At 50.5% G+C, this 19,598-nt stretch carries 17 protein-coding genes and 1 tRNA gene; 16 read left to right on the plus strand and 2 right to left on the minus strand.

What is annotated here, in order from left to right:
- Positions 1 to 45: 45 nt before the first annotated feature.
- Positions 46 to 717 (minus strand): NAD(P)H-dependent oxidoreductase, encoded by a 672-nt coding sequence (locus tag M3194_RS22255; protein ID WP_251656288.1) that lies wholly within the window; start codon positions 715 to 717, stop codon positions 46 to 48.
- A 201-nt stretch (positions 718 to 918) separates the two neighbouring features.
- Between M3194_RS22255 and M3194_RS22260 the strand changes: the two genes are divergently transcribed.
- A complete protein-coding gene (locus M3194_RS22260; RefSeq protein ID WP_251656289.1) occupies positions 919 to 1,320 on the plus strand; it encodes a winged helix-turn-helix transcriptional regulator in 402 nt (133 codons plus the stop codon).
- 112 nt (positions 1,321 to 1,432) lie between these two features.
- Here the strand turns inward: M3194_RS22260 and M3194_RS22265 are convergent.
- Positions 1,433 to 1,509 (minus strand) — tRNA-Arg (locus M3194_RS22265).
- A gap of 297 nt (positions 1,510 to 1,806) precedes the next feature.
- Between M3194_RS22265 and M3194_RS22270 the strand changes: the two genes are divergently transcribed.
- The 15 genes from M3194_RS22270 to cobA all read left to right on the plus strand — a co-directional run bounded on the left by M3194_RS22270 (position 1,807) and on the right by cobA (position 19,565).
- Entirely contained in the window at positions 1,807 to 2,697 is an 891-nt protein-coding gene (locus M3194_RS22270) for a hypothetical protein (protein WP_251656290.1), read from the plus strand.
- 87 nt (positions 2,698 to 2,784) lie between these two features.
- Positions 2,785 to 4,089 (plus strand): trigger factor, encoded by a 1,305-nt coding sequence (gene tig, locus M3194_RS22275; protein ID WP_251656291.1) that lies wholly within the window; start codon positions 2,785 to 2,787, stop codon positions 4,087 to 4,089.
- A gap of 219 nt (positions 4,090 to 4,308) precedes the next feature.
- Positions 4,309 to 4,896 carry an ATP-dependent Clp endopeptidase proteolytic subunit ClpP gene (gene clpP / locus M3194_RS22280; protein WP_251656292.1) on the plus strand — a complete coding sequence of 196 codons (588 nt, stop codon included), beginning with the start codon at positions 4,309 to 4,311 and terminating at the stop codon, positions 4,894 to 4,896.
- A 24-nt stretch (positions 4,897 to 4,920) separates the two neighbouring features.
- Positions 4,921 to 6,177 (plus strand): ATP-dependent protease ATP-binding subunit ClpX, encoded by a 1,257-nt coding sequence (gene clpX, locus M3194_RS22285; RefSeq protein WP_251656293.1) that lies wholly within the window; start codon positions 4,921 to 4,923, stop codon positions 6,175 to 6,177.
- A gap of 90 nt (positions 6,178 to 6,267) precedes the next feature.
- Positions 6,268 to 7,377, plus strand: a complete 1,110-nt coding sequence (ispG, locus tag M3194_RS22290; RefSeq protein WP_251656294.1) for a flavodoxin-dependent (E)-4-hydroxy-3-methylbut-2-enyl-diphosphate synthase — start codon at positions 6,268 to 6,270, stop codon at positions 7,375 to 7,377.
- A 165-nt stretch (positions 7,378 to 7,542) separates the two neighbouring features.
- Positions 7,543 to 9,246 carry an ATP-dependent protease LonB gene (lonB, locus tag M3194_RS22295; protein ID WP_251656295.1) on the plus strand — a complete coding sequence of 568 codons (1,704 nt, stop codon included), beginning with the start codon at positions 7,543 to 7,545 and terminating at the stop codon, positions 9,244 to 9,246.
- Between the two features lie 36 nt (positions 9,247 to 9,282).
- A complete protein-coding gene (lon, locus tag M3194_RS22300; protein ID WP_251656296.1) occupies positions 9,283 to 11,784 on the plus strand; it encodes an endopeptidase La in 2,502 nt (833 codons plus the stop codon).
- The gene (gene yihA / locus M3194_RS22305) at positions 11,781 to 12,386 is read left to right on the plus strand and encodes a ribosome biogenesis GTP-binding protein YihA/YsxC (protein ID WP_251656297.1); all 606 of its coding nucleotides are present in this window, start codon (positions 11,781 to 11,783) and stop codon (positions 12,384 to 12,386) included. Before lon ends, yihA begins: the two co-directional genes overlap by 4 nt.
- A 181-nt stretch (positions 12,387 to 12,567) precedes the next feature.
- On the plus strand, positions 12,568 to 13,158 hold the full coding sequence (locus M3194_RS22310; RefSeq protein WP_251656298.1) for a non-ribosomal peptide synthetase module: 591 nt from the start codon (positions 12,568 to 12,570) through the stop codon (positions 13,156 to 13,158).
- Between the two features lie 372 nt (positions 13,159 to 13,530).
- Entirely contained in the window at positions 13,531 to 13,929 is a 399-nt protein-coding gene (gene speD / locus M3194_RS22315) for an adenosylmethionine decarboxylase (protein ID WP_015846002.1), read from the plus strand.
- 192 nt (positions 13,930 to 14,121) lie between these two features.
- On the plus strand, positions 14,122 to 15,492 hold the full coding sequence (hemA, locus tag M3194_RS22320; RefSeq protein ID WP_251656299.1) for a glutamyl-tRNA reductase: 1,371 nt from the start codon (positions 14,122 to 14,124) through the stop codon (positions 15,490 to 15,492).
- A gap of 46 nt (positions 15,493 to 15,538) precedes the next feature.
- Positions 15,539 to 16,354: a cytochrome c biogenesis protein CcsA gene (gene ccsA / locus M3194_RS22325; protein WP_251656300.1), complete on the plus strand. Its 816-nt coding sequence runs from the start codon at positions 15,539 to 15,541 to the stop codon at positions 16,352 to 16,354.
- A gap of 15 nt (positions 16,355 to 16,369) precedes the next feature.
- Positions 16,370 to 17,008 carry a precorrin-2 dehydrogenase/sirohydrochlorin ferrochelatase family protein gene (locus M3194_RS22330; protein WP_251656301.1) on the plus strand — a complete coding sequence of 213 codons (639 nt, stop codon included), beginning with the start codon at positions 16,370 to 16,372 and terminating at the stop codon, positions 17,006 to 17,008.
- Between the two features lie 20 nt (positions 17,009 to 17,028).
- On the plus strand, positions 17,029 to 18,006 hold the full coding sequence (gene hemC / locus M3194_RS22335) for a hydroxymethylbilane synthase (protein ID WP_251656302.1): 978 nt from the start codon (positions 17,029 to 17,031) through the stop codon (positions 18,004 to 18,006).
- Entirely contained in the window at positions 18,003 to 19,565 is a 1,563-nt protein-coding gene (gene cobA, locus M3194_RS22340; protein WP_251656303.1) for a uroporphyrinogen-III C-methyltransferase, read from the plus strand. Before hemC ends, cobA begins: the two co-directional genes overlap by 4 nt.
- Positions 19,566 to 19,598 lie beyond the last annotated feature (33 nt).

Consider the following 19,598-nt stretch of genomic DNA (forward strand, 5'->3'; position numbering starts at 1 on the left):
AAAACCCGCGAATCTTTGATATTCAAAGTTCAGCGGGTTTGCTTCTTAATGAATCCACTCTACGACTTCATCCATCGGACGGCGAACTTGCGGGAATCTGGGCTCGGAAACACGATATCCGAAAGCAACCATTACCGACAACTCATACAATTCATCATTCAAGACACCAGCATCTTTCAAGATCCTTGTAACCTTTTCTTTATTGAATCCTTCCATTGGGCAGGAATCGATGCCGATTTGGGCGGCTGCCGTCATCATGTTTGCAAGCGGGATATACGTTTGTTTGGAGGACCAATCAATCAACGTTCTTTCATTGTCGAGGATATGAAGATCATTTTCCTGAAAATCTTTGTATACGACCGGTATTGTCTTAAAAGCCTCATCCGACAAGCCCTTAATGTTCTTGTAGATGTATTCTACATACTCGGAATCGTATCTAACGTCTTTGCGGGCAAGAAGAATAATCAAGTGGCTTGCCGTCGGAAGTTGTCCTTGTCCGCCGAATGCAACCTCACGGATTTTCATTCTGATTTCTTGGTTTTGAACGACGAGAAATTTCCAAGCCTCAAAACCGACTGAACTTGGGGAGAGTCTTCCCGTTTCCAGAATAAATTGAAAATCCTCATCGGAAACTTTTCGATTTGGATCGAATTCTTTTGTGGCGTGACGAAAGGCGAATGCATCCAGGACTTCTTTCTTTTTTTGAGCGTTATTCATTGTAGTTGTTATCCTTTCAAGTATCGAATATTAATCAACGCGTTGATAAATTAGATCTTACATTCATAAATGCATTACAACAAGTACGCACAATTTTGTAGGATAATATCAATATTGTGTTATAGTATTAAAAAAGATACCAATGAACGGGCAAAGGACAAGAGCCGTTTACAGTCTCAATGCAAAGGAGTCCTCTTAAACATGGATAACAAAACGGATATAGTCAATTTTGGGTGCCCGGTGACCGTTACGGTGGATGTCATAGGCGGGAAGTGGAAAGGCGTTATTTTGTATCATTTGACGGAGGGGCCTAAACGCTTTAATGAGCTGCGGAGACTATTTCCCCGGATTACGCAGCGCATGCTTACGCTGCAATTAAGGGAATTGGAAAGCGACGGCGTCATCCATAGGGAGATATACAAGGAGATCCCGCCAAGGGTGGAATACTCGCTTACCGATTTTGGCGAAACGTTAAGGCCTCTTATCATTTTTATGAGGGACTGGGGCGTGACTCATGAGAAGACCGTTCTGACAAATCGTGAAACCAATAACGTGATGGCGAGGAACAGCGCATCAATTAGCAATTGCGGGATTGAAGCATAACGTCAGATTATAGCCCGAGGGGACTTCTTAGGGGATGTAACCGAAAAGGAAAGAAAAAAACCCGCAAATCCTTGTCAGACAAGGCTTTGCGGGTTATTCATTGTTATGGGAATGGCGTCCCAGGAGGGATTCGAACCCCCGACCGCACGCTTAGAAGGCGTGTGCTCTATCCGGCTGAGCTACTGGGACACGTAAGAATGAGTATAGCATGCGATTGTTGTACTTGGCAATAGGGAATTTGAAAAAGTTTGAGGCGGCTGGAGAAAATCGAACCCTGGTTACCGTTGAACTTCATGCGCGAATAAAATTCGCTTGGTAAATATAGCATATACGCCTCGGAGAAATCAAGACTGGGGACGGGTAGTTTTTATATTAGCAGGTTCCATGATATAATCGAACGCAAGCAATAGGCAGACGAATGATGCGGTTTGAAGGGCAAGGGGTGATACCATAACTACACCAGATAACGTATATTTATTTCCGAAGATGCTGGATCACTATCAAATTCAGCTCACCCGTATGCTGGAATCCGAGCAGTACGGCGAGGCCAAAAATTTGCTCCGCTTCCTGCTTCAGTGCCGCGGTGAGGATGAACGGCATTACGAGGAATGGGGCAGTCTTCTCAATTGGCTGGAAATGGCGTTTCCGAACTCGGAAGAGACCGGCGGCATAACCTCCGGCCAGGCGGAGGAAGCGGAAGACAACGAAGAGAGCTTCCGGGAGCAGCTTCTGAACCCGCCCGAGCAGGATGAGGCTTACATCAAGCAAGTGCTCTATATTATGGAGCATCATCCAATGATCGACCAGCAGATTCTGGCGCTGGAGCGCGCAGCATACATACAATCTCCGGAAGTGGATCAGGTCATGCTGGACTGGCTGTCGAGCGGCCAGCCGATTCATCCGGTTGTGCAATTCAAGGCCCTGCAATGCCTGCGGAAGCGGGAAATATCCGGACAGCTGCTGCTTGACCGGATGGGGGAGAAGGTAGAGCTCGATATCGAGGCGACTCCGCTCGCGCTGGATGATTTTCCTCAGCCCGTCATCCGAATTCTGGAACGTGTCGAGACGGTAACGGAAGCAGATGACCCGACTCTTCCTCATTTTGCCAGAGAGCTTTGGAAGGAAAGTCTCCAATTTCTGTATGGCACATCGGCATACCAGTGGATGCAAAGAGAGGATGACGAGACGGTAGACAGCTACGCTGCCGCGCTCCATTTGACCTTGCTGCTCACGGTTTACGGCTCTGCCAACGATGATGATATCCGGGAAGCCTACGGCATAACCGAGCCGCTCAGATTCCGATATGAGCAGGCTTGCAGGACTCTTCGGCAGGTGGCTGCGATGCAGCAATCTACTGAAGATGATCATCAGCCTTGAAATGATGGCCAAGGTTGATTATAATAGAGTGGTTTATGAAGCGAATACTAATTGGCGTGATGCGTATTTTGGAGGGGAAAGCATAAAATGAAAGCAACTTGGGAAAAAATAGACAAGAACCTCGTGTCGATCGACGTTGAGGTTGATGCTGAGAAAGTCGCTGCAGCACTTGATCAAGCATTCAAGAAAGTCGTGCAAAAGGTAAACGTACCTGGCTTCCGTAAAGGTAAAGTGCCGCGTGCAATGTTCGAATCCCGTTTCGGCGTGGAAAGCCTGTACCAGGATGCAATCGACATCCTGCTGCCGCAAGCTTACGAAGAAGCGGTAAAAGTAACGGAGCAACGTCCTGTTGACCGTCCGGAAATTGACGTTGAACAATTTGGCAAAGGCCAAACGTTCAAATTCAAAGCAAAAGTAATCGTTCGTCCAGAAGTTACGCTTGGCGAGTACAAAGGCCTGGAAATTCCATCCTTTGAAGCTACGGTAAGCGACGAAGAAGTTACAGCTGAGCTGGAGCGCCTGCAACAGCGTCACGCTGAGCTGACTGTCCTTGAAGAAGGCGCTGCTCAAAACGGCGACATCGCTGTAATCGACTTTGACGGCTATGTAGACGGCGAAGCATTCGACGGCGGCAAAGCGGAAAGCTACTCTCTTGAACTGGGTTCCAACTCGTTCATCCCGGGCTTTGAAGAACAAGTGGTTGGCATGCAAACAGGTGACTTCAAGGATGTTGAAGTAACATTCCCTGAATCCTACCATGCTGAGAACCTGGCTGGTAAACCGGCTGTGTTCAAAGTAAAACTGCATGAAATCAAACGCAAAAACCTGCCGGCTCTTGACGACGAGTTCGCTAAAGACATCAGCGAATTCGACACGCTTGAAGAGTACAAGCAGGATCTTGTCTCCAAGCTGAAAGAAACAAAAGAGGGCGAAGCAGAACGCAACCTGCAAAACGCCGTTATCGAAAAAGCGGCTGAAGCTGCTGAAGTAGAAGTTCCGCAACCAATGATCGCTACAGAAGTTGACTTTATGCTCCGCGATTTCGAGAACCGTCTTCGCATGCAAGGCATGAACATCGACCTGTACTACCAATTCTCGGGTCAAAGCGAAGAAGTTCTGCGCGAACAAATGACAAGCGACGCTGAGAAACGCGTTCGCAACAACCTGGTTCTGAATGCAATCGCAAAAGCCGAGAACATTCAAGTTTCCGAAGAAGACGTGAACGAAGAACTCGAATCGCTGTCGAAAGCTTACAACCGCCCTGCGGCTGAGCTTCGTGACGTGTTCGAGAAAAACGGTCAGTTCGACAGCTTGAAAGAAGACATCGAGCTTCGCAAAACGATTGAATTCCTCGTTGAAAACAGCAAAACAGCTGAAGTAGCTGGAGCATAACAGTCCAATTGAATAAATAGAAGAAAAGGCACGTCATCGTCAGATACGTGCCTTCTTTTCACCCTACATAACGAACTGGTTCGGCCTGAAGAATGATCTTCAGTACATATCGAGCGCTGCTCACCGTATACTGTATTATGGAAAAATGACATTGCTCATTTGACGTGATACAATAGAAAACATGAACATAAAGTCTTAAAAAGAAAAGAGGTTGGTCGCATGAATCTGGTACCTATCGTAGTTGAACAAACGAATCGCGGAGAACGGTCTTACGATATCTACTCGCGCTTGCTTAAGGACAGAATCATTTTTCTCGGGAGCGCTATCGATGATGATGTAGCAAACTCAGTTATCGCTCAGCTGCTTTTTCTGGCGGCCGACGACCCGGAGAAAGACATCCATTTGTATATAAATTCCCCAGGCGGCTCGGTAACGGCCGGCATGGCGATTTATGATACAATGCAATATATTAAGCCTGATGTATCTACGATTTGTATGGGTATGGCAGCAAGCATGGGCTCGCTCCTCCTTACAGCAGGTGCGAAAGGCAAACGTTTCGCCCTTCCGAATGCGGAAGTGATGATTCATCAGCCGCTTGGCGGCGTGCGTGGTCAGGCGTCGGACATTAAAATTCACGCGGACTGGATCCTGAAGACCAAGCAAAAACTGAATCAAATCTATGTGGAGCGTACCGGTCAGCCTTATGAGAAGATCGACCGCGATACGGACCGCGATAATTTCATGAGCGCGGAAGATGCTCTGAATTACGGTTTGATTGACAGAGTAATAACAACTCCGGTATCCTAAGGATTTAATCGAAGGGGTGATAGCATGTTTAAATTCAATGATGAAAAAGGCCAGCTGAAATGCTCGTTCTGCGGTAAATCCCAGGAGCAAGTACGTAAACTGGTTGCCGGTCCCGGCGTTTATATATGTGATGAATGCATTGAGCTCTGCACGGAAATCGTGGAAGAGGAGCTTGGGCATGAAGAAGAGCTTGATCTGAAGGATATTCCGAAACCAAAGGATATTCGCGGTATTCTTGATTCGTACGTTATCGGACAAGAATTTGCGAAGAAATCCCTTTCCGTTGCGGTATACAACCACTACAAACGGATCAACTCGCAAAGCAAGATTGAAGACGTTGAGCTTCAAAAGTCCAACATCCTGCTTGTAGGTCCTACAGGCTCGGGTAAAACTTTGCTTGCTCAAACCATGGCAAAAATCCTGAACGTGCCGTTTGCGATCGCGGATGCAACCTCGCTGACGGAAGCCGGCTATGTCGGTGAAGACGTTGAGAATATTTTGCTGAAGCTGATTCAAGCTGCGGATTATGATGTAGAGAAGGCTGAACGCGGCATTATCTATATCGATGAGATTGATAAGGTAGCTCGCAAGTCCGAGAATCCGTCGATTACGCGCGATGTATCCGGCGAAGGCGTTCAGCAAGCCCTGCTTAAAATTCTCGAAGGCACGGTTGCATCCGTACCGCCGCAAGGCGGACGCAAGCACCCGCACCAAGAGTTTATTCAAATCGATACAACGAACATCCTGTTCATTTGCGGCGGTGCATTTGACGGCCTCGAATCGCTGATCAAACGCCGTATCGGCAAAAAAGTGATCGGTTTCAGCTCGACTGGCGAGGTTCAGAAGGACCTGAAGCCGGGCGAATACCTGTCGATGGTTCTGCCGGAAGATCTTCTTAAATTTGGCTTGATTCCAGAGTTCGTAGGCCGTTTGCCGGTTATTTCGACTTTGGAGCCGCTTGATGAAGAAGCCCTGATGCGTATTTTGTCCGAGCCAAAGAACGCTTTGGTGAAGCAATACCAGAAGCTTCTTGAGATGGATAACGTGAAGCTGGACTTTGAACCTGCTGCTCTGGAAGCAATCGCGAAAGAAGCGATTAAACGGAACACGGGCGCCCGCGGCTTGCGTGCCATTATCGAGGGCATTATGCTCGAAGTGATGTACGAAGTTCCATCGCGCGACGACGTGAGCACTTGTCTCATTACGGAGAAAAACGTAAAAGACAAAATCATGCCGGAGCTTACTGCCAAGAAGGGCAAGAAGAAGGAAGAAAGCGCCTAAGTTCATTACCGTCATCGCATCCACCCTTTGGCCGCGGATATTTTCGCTTGTCAAAGGGTGGAATTTGACGTTCATGGGAGAGATCATTTTATGTATTTGCGCAAGGATACTGTGCCGGTCAAAGTCGGCAACCTGACGATTGGCGGCAGCAATGAAGTCATCATTCAGAGTATGTGTACAACGAAGACGGCTGATGTAGAGGCTACAGTAGCCGAGATTTTGCGTCTGGAAGAGGCGGGCTGCCAGATTGTTCGGGTTACCGTCAACAATAAGGAAGCTGCTGATGCGATCAAGGAAATCAAGAAGCGGATCAACATCCCGCTTGTTGCTGATATTCACTTCGACTACCGCCTTGCTCTGCAGGCGATTGAGAACGGCATCGATAAAGTACGGATCAATCCGGGCAATATCGGACGCCGCGAGAAGGTTGAAGCTGTTGTGAAGGCCTGCAAGGAACGCGGTATTCCAATCCGGATCGGCGTTAACGCCGGCTCCCTTGAGAATCATCTGCTGGAGAAGTACGGTTATCCGACACCGGAAGCGATGGTGGAGAGCGCGCTCTTCCATATCGGCATTCTGGAGGAGCTGGACTTCCATGATATTATCGTATCGCTGAAGGCTTCCGACGTGCCGATGGCGATTGCGGCTTACAGCATGGCGGCGGAGAAAATCAAATATCCGCTGCATCTTGGCATCACGGAAGCGGGTACCCTTCATTCCGGTACAATCAAGAGCTCGGCCGGTATCGGCGCTTTGCTTGCGCTGGGCATTGGCAACACGGTACGGATTAGCCTCAGCGCGGATCCGGTAGAGGAAGTGAAGGTAGCCCGCGAGCTGCTGAAGACCTTTGGTCTGATCACGAACGCGGCTACTCTTATCTCCTGCCCGACTTGCGGACGTCTGGATATCGACTTGTTCTCGATCGCTAACGAGGTGGAAGAATATATCTCGAAGGTGAAGGTGCCGATTAAGGTTTCCGTTCTCGGCTGTGCTGTTAACGGCCCTGGCGAGGCACGCGAGGCGGATATCGGTATTGCCGGTGCCCGCGGCGAAGGCCTGCTGTTCCGTTACGGAGAGATGATCCGCAAAGTGCCGGAAGCGGAGCTTCTTAACGAGCTGAAGAAAGAAATTGACGAGATCGTACGCGTATTCGAAGCGACTGGCGAAATTCCGGGACGCAGCAATCATGCGCATGCATAATTTATCATGATACGAATGAGGCATTCTTACAGTATCCTGCTTCGCAGGTTGCCTGAGAATGCCTCTTTTTTCTTCTCAAAGCGATTATTCCCTGCGGCAAGGGGCAATACTACCAATTACGTACTCTTTTGCCGGAATGATTTGCTTTGAGAGGAGAAGATATGAATGAGTTTAAGTATGGTATTGATGTTAATTCAAGTCTTTTTTGCTGTGGTTATTGGTTTGTATTTCTGGAATTTGCTGCGTAATCAGAAGACCAACCGCTCGGCGGTCGATCGTGAATCGCGCAAGGAGATGGATAAGCTGCGCAAGCTTCGCTCCGTCTCGCTGACGAAGCCTTTGGCGGAGAAAACGCGTCCGCAAGCGATGCAGGATATTGTGGGTCAAGTAGACGGTCTGCGAGCGCTGAAGGCGGCGCTGTGCAGTGCTAATCCTCAGCATGTTATTATTTATGGACCGCCGGGCGTCGGGAAGACGGCGGCAGCCCGCGTCGTATTGGAAGAAGCGAAGAAGAATCCTTCTTCCCCGTTCCTGAACGAAGCGAAATTTACCGAGATTGATGCCACTACGGCACGGTTCGATGAACGGGGAATTGCCGATCCGCTGATTGGTTCCGTTCATGATCCGATTTATCAAGGGGCAGGGGCTATGGGCGTGGCCGGTATTCCTCAGCCGAAGCCTGGTGCGGTGACCAAGGCGCATGGCGGCATTCTGTTTATCGATGAAATCGGTGAATTGCATCCTATTCAAATGAATAAGCTGTTAAAAGTACTGGAAGACCGCAAGGTGTTTCTGGAGAGCGCTTATTATAATTCGGAGGATGCGAATATTCCGATGTATATCCACGACATATTCCAGAACGGTCTTCCTGCCGACTTCCGTCTTGTTGGTGCGACAACTCGCTCGCCGCAGGATTTGCCGCCAGCCATTCGTTCGCGCTGCATGGAAATCTATTTCCGGCCGCTTTTGGCAAGCGAGATTGCATCCATTGCCGAAAATGCGATTAAGAAAATCGGTTTTGGGCCATGCCCGGATGCCGTTGATGTCGTTAAGAAATATGCGACGAATGGCCGCGAGGCTGTTAACGTCATTCAGCTGGCTGCAGGCATTGCCTTGTCGGAGAAGCGGGATTCGATAACGGCAGCAGATGTGGAATGGGTAGTGAACAGCAGTCAAATTCCGCCGCGTCCTGACCGTAAGGTGCCGGATGCTCCTCAGATCGGTTTCGTAAACGGCCTGGCTGTGTATGGACCTAATATGGGGACGTTGCTTGAGATTGAAGTCAGCGCGATTCCGGCGGCTGCCGGCAAAGGACAGTATACGATTACCGGCGTTGTTGACGAGGAAGAGCTGGGAGGCGGCTCCCGGACGCTTAGACGGAAAAGCATGGCGAAGGGCTCGGTTGAGAACGTGCTGACCATGCTCCGCCGTTATGGGCTTAATCCGCAGGATTTCGACTTGCATATTAACTTCCCTGGAGGCACGCCAATCGACGGGCCGTCCGCAGGCATTGCGATGGCAACGGCAATTGCCTCCGCGATAAAAGAGGTGCCGATCGACAACAAGCTGGCGATGACGGGCGAGGTTGGCATTCACGGCAACGTGAAGCCGGTTGGCGGCGTGCTTGCGAAGGTAGAGGCCGCGTTCCAGGCCGGCGCGGATACGGTCATTATTCCGCGCGAGAACTGGCAGGCGATTTTTGCCAACCTGGAAGGTCTGAAGGTCATACCGGTAGACCGGGTTGACGAAGTGTTCAGATATGTCTTTCCAATTGGAGAAACCGTTGTCGCAGAGGTCGAAAAACCTGTCGGATCCGATCTTTTTATCGCTCCGGGGGTTCCCTATTTGCAGGCGGATTCCGTGGAATGATAAAATAGGGTATTCGAAACAATTGGAGGTGCTGGTGTGGGATCCGGAAAAACGAAAGGCCGGCGGCTTCCCCTGCTTCCTTTAAGGGGGCTGCTTGTATATCCCAGCATGGTGCTCCACCTTGATGTGGGAAGAGACAAATCGGTGCGGGCGCTGGAGAAATCAATGATCGACGATCATATGATTCTTCTGTGCTCGCAGTCCGAAGTCAATATTGAAGAGCCTACAGAAGACGATATTTACCGCGTCGGCACCATTGCGAAGGTCAGACAGATGCTCAAGCTGCCAAACGGCACGATCCGAGTGCTCGTGGAGGGCGTTGTAAGAGCTGAGGTTGTGGATTATGTGCCAAACGACCAGTTCTACGAGGTTACGGTCTTGGAGCTTCCCGAGCCCGAGACCGACGATCCTGAAGTAGATGCTCTTATGCGGTCGGTACTCAGCCAATTTGAGCATTATATTTCACTTTCGAAGAAAGTGACGCCGGAGACTCTTGCTGCCGTATCGGATATCGATGAGCCGGGCAGGCTGGCGGATGTGATTACGAGCCACTTAACGCTCAAGATCAAGGATAAGCAGGACATTCTGGAGACCATCGATGTCCGGGAGCGGCTCGAGCGTCTGCTTGATATCCTGAACAACGAACGTGAAGTGCTGGAGCTCGAGCGCAAAATCAACCAACGCGTCAAGAAGCAGATGGAGAAGACGCAGAAGGAATATTATTTGCGCGAGCAGATGAAGGCGATCCAGAAGGAGCTTGGCGAGAAGGAAGGCCGTGCGGGCGAGGTCGAAGAGCTTCGCAATCAGCTGGCTGAAGCAGGAGTGCCAGATCTCGTTAAAGAGAAGGTTGAAAAGGAAATCGACCGTCTGGAGAAAATGCCGGCTACTTCCGCCGAGGGCGGCGTTATCCGCAATTATATCGATTGGTTATTAGCATTGCCTTGGAGCAAGCATACGGAGGACGATCTCTCCTTAAGCAAGGCGGAGGAAATCCTGAACAATGATCACTACGGCCTTGAGAAGCCGAAGGAGCGTGTGCTTGAGTATTTGGCGGTACAGCAGCTGGTGAAGAAGATGAAAGGGCCGATCCTTTGTCTTGTAGGCCCTCCGGGCGTCGGCAAAACTTCCCTTGCGCGTTCAATCGCCAAGTCGCTTGACCGCAAGTTTGTAAGAATCTCGCTTGGCGGCGTTCGTGATGAAGCCGAGATCCGCGGCCACCGCCGTACGTATGTTGGCGCAATGCCGGGACGGATTATCCAGGGAATGAAGACGGCGGGTTCCTATAATCCAGTCTTCCTGCTCGATGAGATCGATAAGATGGCCAGCGATTTCCGCGGCGATCCTTCGTCTGCTTTGCTTGAGGTGCTCGATCCGGAGCAAAACAATACGTTCAGCGATCACTTTATCGAAGTGCCGTTTGATTTGTCCAACGTCATGTTCGTAACAACCGCGAACTCGATGCACAATATTCCGCGGCCGCTGCTGGACCGTATGGAAGTCCTGTATATTCCGGGTTACACGGAACTCGAGAAGCAGCAGATCGCGGAGCGTTATCTGCTGCCGAAGCAGCGCAGAGAGCATGGTCTGACCGAAGATCAGCTCGCCGTTGAAGACGAGGTTGTACTGCAGGTTATCAGGGAATATACGCGAGAATCCGGTGTGAGGAACCTCGAGCAGCAAATTGCCGCGCTTTGCCGGAAGGCAGCAAAGCATATAGTTGCAGCTGCCGGCTCCAAGACTCAACCGGACAGCATAGAGGAAGCCAACGGGGATCTGGCGGATACGCCATATGAAGCCCCTGAGCTGAATGCGCTGGAGGCGGCCTTTGGTTCGGACGCGGATGAGGCGCGGAAGCAGGCCGAGTCGGCAGCTCCGGTAACCTTGACCGTTACACCTGAGCTTCTAAAGGAATGGCTTGGACCTGCGAAGTTCCGTCATGGTACGGCTGAGGTGGAGAACCAGATAGGAGCCGTTACGGGTCTTGCTTGGACGGAGGTTGGCGGCGATACGCTCGTCATCGAAGTAACGGTGATGCCGGGAAGCGGCAAGCTGACCCTAACCGGCAAGCTTGGCGACGTCATGAAGGAATCGGCGCAGGCCGCGTTCAGCTATACGCGCTCGAAGGCTCTTGAGCTGGGCATCGACCCTGAGTTCCATGTAAACAAGGATATCCATATTCATATTCCCGAAGGCGCGATTCCAAAGGACGGACCGTCTGCCGGTATTACGATGGCAACCGCACTTATCTCCGCCCTGACGAATCGTTACGTATCGAAGGAAGTGGCGATGACCGGAGAGATTACCCTCCGCGGGCGCGTGCTTCCAATCGGCGGTCTCAAGGAAAAATCGCTGGCCGCTCACCGGGCGGGCATCCGGAAGGTGCTCCTGCCGAAGGATAATGAACGTGACTTAAGCGATATTCCGGACAGCATCCGCAGCGATATGACCTTTGTTCCTGTCAGCCATATGGACGAAGTACTGCAGCACGCATTGCTGCCGGTCAACACAGAAGAGAAAGCAGGAACAGTAATCGGATGAAAATTACCCAATCAGAATTTATTATAAGCGCAGTAAGACCTTCGCAATATCCAGTAGACGCCTTGCCAGAGATTGCTCTGGCAGGGCGTTCCAATGTCGGCAAATCGTCGCTCATTAACAAATTGATCTTGCGCAAAAACCTGGCAAGAACAAGCTCGCAGCCCGGAAAGACGCAGCAGCTTAACTATTATCGCGTGAACGACATGGTCTATTTTGTCGACTTTCCCGGCTATGGCTATGCCAAAGTATCCAAAACGCAGCGAGAGCTGTTCGGGCAAATGATCGAGACTTATATTCGCGACCGCGAAGAGCTGAAACTTCAGCTTCTTGTTATTGATATGCGGCATGCTCCGTCGAAGGACGACGTGCTTATGTATCATTGGCTGAAGCATTATAACGTGCCTACCTGCATCGTCTGCACCAAAGCGGACAAAATCCCGAAAGGCAAGTGGGACAAGCATGTAAAGGTTATCAAGGAAACGCTTGAGGCAGATCCGCGCGATAAGCTGGTCATGTTTTCTTCCGAGACCGGGCTTGGCCGCGACAAGCTCTGGGAGGTCATTAACGGCGCGATCGGGCACATAACGGAGATAGATCAATAACTTCCTCTATAATGCAGAGGATACAGCAAGAAACACAGCGTTCCTCGTGAAATCTACCGGATTTTTCAGAAATATGCGAGAATATCGAGGCTGGACGGCAGGAATAAAAAGTTCTGATCACGTATAATATACTTAGACATTAAGAACAAAAGCGCAAGTTTAAAGAATTGAGGAGATTTTTATGGCTCAGCGGCTAGCCACAGAGTATGTAAGTGCCAAACTGCAATTGACGAGCGATGAGATGAAGCAATTTATCCGGTTTTTCGATGACCAGCAGGTATGCATGAATATCAAGGTCCTCGATAACGGAAACCAGGAGCTGGTTCTCGAAGACGTAGCAGGGAAGGAAGAGGTCACACTGACGTTTGAACGTCAGCAGGACCACTATGTATGTGAACTCTCTTGCCGCCTGATTCACCCCAAGCTGACCAACGCCATGCGCAAGGCCGTAACGACTTTCCATGGAGACGCAGTTGTTAATCGTATCTACAGCCATTATACGATGATCTATCATTATACAAACGGCAGCGTCCGCAAAATCGTTGAAAGCACGTCTTCGGGCACACGGGTCGTATTCGAATACAAGGATACGGTCGGCCAATTGGAGCGTGTGTTCCAGAGCCGCTTGATCGAACGTGAAATCGAGCTGGTCAACAATGCCATTAATGAACTGCTTGACCTGCGGAATCAAGCGAAGGAACGCCTGCAAATTACGGGCATCGACGAAAGACTTGCGATGCTGACAAGGAAGCTGTTTGTTCTGGAAGCCTGACCGTCATAATCAGTACTTAGTGAAGCCGCTGACCGCGGCTTCTTTTTTCATTTGTTCATAAATGTTCACAAAAAAATGATATAGGAATGGACGCTGTGCGTGGTACCTAAACCGCTCCAGATACATACGTTGTATACGGGATTGAAGCGGAAAAAACTTTTCGTTTCTCCTGAAAAAAAAGAGTTGCAATTCTCACCAATAGATGTTATTTTTAATCTCGTTGAAAACATTGGTCTAAACAAAATAGGAACCAGGATTCACTCAGGACATGGAGATGTTGCGAGAGATTATTCCCTCGGGAAGTGAATGACGTAGGTCCTAGCGGATGAAATTTTTTTAAACATTTTATTCCTAGGAAGGGGGAACCGGAAGATGGAATATTCAACTTTCGGAAGACACGTTGCTGTTGATACTTGGGGAGTAGATTTTGATCTGCTGAACAACGCTGAATTTTTGCAAGCCCAAATGGTGGAGGCTGCTGAAGCATGCGGCGCTACTGTATTATCGGTGCAATCGAAACAATTTGAGCCTCAAGGAGCAACAGTGCTTGTATTGCTGTCGGAGAGTCATCTCTCTATTCACACGTATCCTGAGAAAGGATTTGCCGCTCTCGACTGCTACACTTGCGGTGAAACCGTGGATCCACAGCTTGCGATTGATTACATGATCGCAGTACTGAAGCCAACAACCACTCATGCGAAGAAGCTAGTGCGCGGCATGGGTGAGCTTAAGGTAGAAGAACCGAAAATGCAACAAGTTGAGCTTGTTTAAGCTCCTAATTGAAAAGATATAGAGATAACCATAGACTTCGGTCCATGGTTATTTTCTTTGTATAAACAGGGAATAATGGCAAAGAGGGTTTTCAAACATTATTCATAAATGAAGCCAATATGAAGCCATACAGCTTGTCGAACTATGTTATAATCATTCTAAAGTTATTAAAGGAAAGGCAGGTGAACGCGCATGCACATTATCGTAGTCGGTTTGAACTACCGGACAGCTCCCGTTGAAGTGAGAGAACGGTTTGCTATAGCAGACAAAGAATTGCCGGAAGCAATCAGACAACTTATGAACACAAACAGTATTATGGAATGTGTTATTGTTGCGACCTGCAATCGTACCGAACTATATGCGGTAGTGGACAGGCATCATTTGTGCGGACATTATATCCGCAGCTTTATGGAGCAGTGGTTCAAGCTGCCTAGAGAGCAGTTCACTAACCATTTATATATGTATGAGGATGACAAGGCGATCGAGCATTTGCACCGGGTAACGAGCGGTCTGGATTCGATGGTGATCGGCGAGACGCAAATTCTCGGGCAAGTGAAGGATGCATTTGCGCTTGCGCAGCAGCAGAAGACGACAGGTACCCTGTTTAATATGCTGTTTAAACAAGCGGTTACGATGGCCAAGCGTGCTCATTCGGAGACAACGATTGGAGAATCCGCCGTGTCGGTCAGTTACGCGGCTGTTGAACTGGGCAAGCGGATTTTCGGCCAGTTCAGCAAGAAGACCGTTATGGTTATAGGCGCAGGGGAGACCGGAGAGCTGACAGCGAAGCATTTGTACGCAAATGGCGCTGACCGCGTCATTGTCGTGAACCGGACGTATGACCGGGCCGCGCAATTGGCGGAGAAGTTTAACGGTATCGCCTGCTCGATGGAAGAGGCTGCAAGCAAGCTTCATGAAGCCGACATTGTTATCAGCTCGACAGGAGCGGAAGGTTATGTATTGACCCGCCAAACGGTAGCCGAAGCGATGAAGCGCCGGAAGTCGAAGCCGTTGTTCATGATTGATATCGCCGTTCCGCGTGACCTCGATCCGGGGATTGCAGCGGTCGAGAACGTATTCCTATACGATATTGACGATTTGGAAGGCATTGTTGCGAGCAATATCCAGCAGCGCCGGAAGGAAGCGGAGAAGATTGAGACGATGATTGAACAAGAGGTTGAATTATTCGAGCAATGGTACAAGACGCTTGGTGTTGTGCCTTTAATCCGTGCCTTGCAGACGAAGGCTGCCCATATTCATGAAGAGACGCTTAACAGCCTGACAAACAAGCTGCCAGATCTGGACGAGCACGAACTGAAGGTTATCCGCAAGCTGACGAAAAGCATTGTGAACCAGATGATGCAAGATCCTATCCTCCGAATCAAAGAGATGGCTGGGGAGAAGCATTCCGAAGAAGCAATGGATATGTTCGTCAAGTTGTTTGCGCTTGAAGATGAGCTGGCCCAGTCGAAAGAAGCGGAAGAAGAAACGGCGGCTGCGGCGAAAAAGAAAAACATGCCGGCACGGCAGGCTGCTTCGGCACTGGCGTCCATCCTTCGATAAGAGCGCGCTACCCGAATAATCGCGAAGGGCGGCAAGGTGGAAGCTTATGTTTTTAACGCAAAAGTGGCTTTACGACGCGATACTTTATATTTACGCCCTGAGCCTTCTGTTTTACTTCTCCGATTTCATGGATGCGAACCGGAGAGCGAAGCGGATTGGAACAGGGCTCCTTATTTTTGTGTGGATATTGCAGACGGTCATATTGGTGAGCCGCCTTGTGACTCATTTTGAAATAACATCCATCTCTTCGTTTGAATATTGGCTTGGTTTCTCTTGGCTCTTGGTTACGGCTTCGCTTGTGATCAGCCAATTTTTCAAAATCGAGTTTTTGGTTTTCTTAGTCAATATCATCGGCTTCTCCGTCCTTGCGCTTAACTTGTACAGCAGGCCAGGGATGGATGAACAGTTTGGCGTGTCGCAGGCGATGCGCGACTTGCTTCTTGTACATATTAGTCTCGTGTTATGCGCATATGCTTCGCTTACGATTGGTTCGATCTTTGCGGGGATGTACTTATTCCTGCACAAGCAGCTGAAAGCGAAAAGATGGAACCCTTTTACGCGGAGGCTGCCAAGCCTGGATAGGATCGAACGGTTCTCGGACCGGGCAATCATTATTGGCGTACCGCTGCTTGCGATGTCCTTGTCGGTCGCGGCTACCGTGTTATTGGCGGAAGGCCGGCCGAGGCTCCTGCTCGACTGGAAGGTGCTGACTTCGTTTGCAACTTTGATTTTCTATGTCAATTATATTATTCAAAGGGCGATGCTGAGACGTCCGGGCACGCAGCTGGCAAGACTCCATCTGATTGCATTCGTTATGCTGATCATTAACCTGTTATCCAGTTATTTGTCGACCTTTCATTAGGAAAAGGGGATGCGCATGAACGGTTATTATCCGGTAATGCTTCAGCTTCGCGGCGAACGCTGTGTCATTATAGGGGGCGGGCGTATTGCCGAGCGTAAATTGCAAGGACTGCTTGAGGCTGGTGCGGATAACATCACCTTAGTCAGCCCGCGGATCACTCCGCGTCTGCAGGAGCTTGCCGCAAGCGGTTCCCTTCATTGGCAATGCCGGATATATCAGCCTTCAGATGCCGAAGGTGCCCGGCTGCTGTTTGGCGCAACGGATGATCCGAAGCTTAACCGGCGTATTGCGGAAGACGGCAGACGTGCAGGGGCTTGGGTGAATACGGTTGATGAAGCGGAAGGAAGAGGGTTTCTCAATCCTTCGGTTGTACGGCGCGGAGATTTACTTATTGCCGTATCTGCAACGGGAGCAAGCCCCGCTTTGTCCATCAGGCTGAAGCGGGAGCTGGAACAGCAATACGGTGAAGAGTACGGCTATAGTGCAGGGCAGCTTCGAAGGCTGCGCGATTATATGAAAGTCTCTGGATTTGAACCGGGCGAGCGCGAAGCGCTGCTGAGACTGGCTGCCGAAGAGGTGCCGTTTAAGGGAGAGACAGAGGTCGATATAACAGCTTGGATTAAACAACTTCGGGCGAAACGGCCCTTGGATTGACGACGGGAGGATGATCATAAATGGGAGCTGCAAGTAATGGACCGCGTACAATCGTGGTGGGGACACGCCAGAGTGCACTTGCTCTGACGCAAACCGGGCAAGTCATTGATGAGTTGAAACGAATTAGCGAGAAGCAAGGATTTGATTACAATTTTGAAATTCGGAAAATTGTGACGAAGGGCGACCGCATTCTGGATGTCACTTTATCCAAGGTCGGAGGCAAAGGCTTATTTGTCAAGGAGATCGAGCAGGCATTGATGGACGGCGAGATCGATATGGCTGTTCATAGCATGAAGGATATGCCGTATGAGCTTCCGGAAGGATTGATGAACGGCGCTATTCCAAAGCGCGTCGATCCCCGCGACTGCCTTATTATGAAGCAAGGCGCTTCAATTGAAGAATTGCCGGAAGGGGCTCGTGTCGGGACAAGCAGCCTGCGCCGTTCCAGCCAGCTTAAAAATATGCGTCCCGATCTTCAGCTGGATTCGATTAGGGGCAATATTGACTCGCGGATCCGCAAGCTGGAAACGGAAGGCTTTGATGCCGTCGTTCTGGCTGCCGCCGGCCTTACCCGCATGGGGTGGCAAGACCGGATATCTGCGTATATCCCGGTTGATCTGTCTATTCCTGCTGTTGGACAAGGTGCGCTCGGCATTGAATGCCGCGCGGAGGATGCAGCAGTTCGCGAACTGCTTGATTTGTTTAATGATACGGAAACCTCCCTTGCCGTAAGAGCGGAGAGAAGCTTCCTTGGCGCTTTAAACGGCGGCTGCCAGATCCCGATCGGCGCTTTTGCCGTGGTACGGAAGACGATGGAAGACAGCTTCGACAACGCTGAGCTGGAGCTGACCGGAATGGTAGGCTCTCCTGATGGCATAGTTATGCTGAAGGAAATCCGGAAAGGAACCGATCCCGAGCAGCTTGGACGTGATGTTGCGGCGGCATTGGTAGCTAGAGGTGCGGATCGCATTTTGGCGGAAATCGGGGATAAGGTATGAATAAAGGAGTTGTCTATCTGGTAGGCGCCGGACCGGGTGATCCGAAGCTGATCACGGTGCGCGGCCTGGAATGCCTGAAGCGAAGCGATGTGGTCGTCTATGACCGGCTTGCAAGTCCACGGCTTCTGCGTCATGTGAAGGAAGGCGCCCGCAAAATCTATGTAGGCAAGCTGCCGGACCGCCATACGATGAAGCAGGAGGAGATCAACCAGCTGCTGGTTGATCTTGCCTTGGAAGGCCATACGGTGACGAGGCTGAAAGGCGGGGATCCAACGATCTTCGGCCGTGTAGGCGAAGAGGCTGAGCTGCTGCAGGAGAATGGCATTACCTTTGAGATTGTTCCGGGTATTACCTCGGCAATTGCGGTTCCTGCTTACGCGGGCATTCCGGTTACCCATCGTGACCTGGCATCTTCTTTATCTATTATTACGGGGCATGAAAGCCCGGATAAGCTCGATCGTTCCATCCATTGGGACAAGGTTACGAATGCAACGGGCACGCTTATCTTCCTGATGGGGGTGGCCAAGATTGGCTATATTGCCGAGCAGCTGATCCGGCACGGCAAGCCTGCTCATACACCGGTAGCCTTGGTTCGCTGGGGAACCCGCGTGGAGCAGCAAACCATCGTTGGTACGCTGGAGTCGATCGAGCGGATTGTGAAAGAAGCGAACTTCCAGCCCCCCGCTGTTATTATCGTGGGCGAAGTAGTCCTGCAGCGGGATAAGCTGAAATGGTATGAGCAAAAGCCGCTCTTTGGCGTGCGCGTGCTTGTAACGCGGGCAAGAGCCCAGGCAAGCGATTTGGCTGACCGGATCGAGGAGCTTGGCGGCGAGCCTTGCGAGCTGCCCGTGATCGAAACCCGGGAACCGAAGGATGAAACTGCCGTTCAAGCGATACGCGCCGCTCTTGCGGAAGCGGAATCGTACAACTGGCTGATGTTCACCAGCGTGAACGGCGTTGAATACTTCTTCAACTGGCTCGAGCGGTTTAACTTGGATATACGGCGTTTCCATGCGGCACGTATCGCCGCTGTTGGTCCACGGACCGCGGAGGCTCTGCGCCAGCGCGGGCTTATTGCCGAGCAGCTCCCTGCCAAATTCCAGGCGGAAGGCCTATTGGAGCAGCTGGAGGGCCAGCTAAAGCCTGGCGAGAAGGTGCTTCTGCCGCGCGGTGATCTTGCCCGCGAGATTTTGCCGCGTGAACTGTCGGCAAAAGGACTGCTGCCGGTTGAGCTGGATGTATACGAGACGGTGCTTGCTGATTCGCAAGATGAGCAGGCATTGGAGTGGGTTCGCAATCGGGAGATTCACGCCATTACGTTCACCAGCTCCTCGACGGTTACGAACCTGCTGGAGCTGCTCCGGAAGAATGGAAGCGAAGATCCTGCTGCCCAGTTGGCTGGCATTGATGTCGCGAGTATTGGGCCTGTGACGTCAAAAACAGCCGCGGAAGCAGGACTTGAGGTAACCATTGAGCCCGAAGAAGCGACTATTGAAGCTCTGCTTGAAGCGCTTGTTCAACATCAAATGACGAAACGCCTGAATGTCGATCGTCATTAATCATATTCAGGAATTATTGCATTTCTATCGGAA

The sequence above is a fragment of the Paenibacillus glycanilyticus genome, from assembly GCF_023715145.1.
GTDB classification, from domain to species: Bacteria; Bacillota; Bacilli; order Paenibacillales; family Paenibacillaceae; genus Pristimantibacillus; species Pristimantibacillus glycanilyticus_A.

Bases quoted from the DNA above. Each gene is read 5' to 3' on its own strand.
- speD (WP_015846002.1), top strand. From the start codon at position 13,531: ATGGAATATTCAACTTTCGGAAGACACGTTGCTGTTGATACTTGGGGA.
- M3194_RS22330 (WP_251656301.1), top strand. From the start codon at position 16,370: ATGAACGGTTATTATCCGGTAATGCTTCAGCTTCGCGGCGAACGCTGT.
- M3194_RS22310 (WP_251656298.1), top strand. From the start codon at position 12,568: ATGGCTCAGCGGCTAGCCACAGAGTATGTAAGTGCCAAACTGCAATTG.
- clpX (WP_251656293.1), top strand. From the start codon at position 4,921: ATGTTTAAATTCAATGATGAAAAAGGCCAGCTGAAATGCTCGTTCTGC.
- clpP (WP_251656292.1), top strand. From the start codon at position 4,309: ATGAATCTGGTACCTATCGTAGTTGAACAAACGAATCGCGGAGAACGG.
- ccsA (WP_251656300.1), top strand. From the start codon at position 15,539: ATGTTTTTAACGCAAAAGTGGCTTTACGACGCGATACTTTATATTTAC.
- lonB (WP_251656295.1), top strand. From the start codon at position 7,543: ATGAGTTTAAGTATGGTATTGATGTTAATTCAAGTCTTTTTTGCTGTG.
- hemA (WP_251656299.1), top strand. From the start codon at position 14,122: ATGCACATTATCGTAGTCGGTTTGAACTACCGGACAGCTCCCGTTGAA.
- M3194_RS22255 (WP_251656288.1), bottom strand. From the start codon at position 717: ATGAATAACGCTCAAAAAAAGAAAGAAGTCCTGGATGCATTCGCCTTT.
- cobA (WP_251656303.1), top strand. From the start codon at position 18,003: ATGAATAAAGGAGTTGTCTATCTGGTAGGCGCCGGACCGGGTGATCCG.
- yihA (WP_251656297.1), top strand. From the start codon at position 11,781: ATGAAAATTACCCAATCAGAATTTATTATAAGCGCAGTAAGACCTTCG.
- tig (WP_251656291.1), top strand. From the start codon at position 2,785: ATGAAAGCAACTTGGGAAAAAATAGACAAGAACCTCGTGTCGATCGAC.
- ispG (WP_251656294.1), top strand. From the start codon at position 6,268: ATGTATTTGCGCAAGGATACTGTGCCGGTCAAAGTCGGCAACCTGACG.
- hemC (WP_251656302.1), top strand. From the start codon at position 17,029: ATGGGAGCTGCAAGTAATGGACCGCGTACAATCGTGGTGGGGACACGC.
- M3194_RS22270 (WP_251656290.1), top strand. From the start codon at position 1,807: ATGCTGGATCACTATCAAATTCAGCTCACCCGTATGCTGGAATCCGAG.
- M3194_RS22260 (WP_251656289.1), top strand. From the start codon at position 919: ATGGATAACAAAACGGATATAGTCAATTTTGGGTGCCCGGTGACCGTT.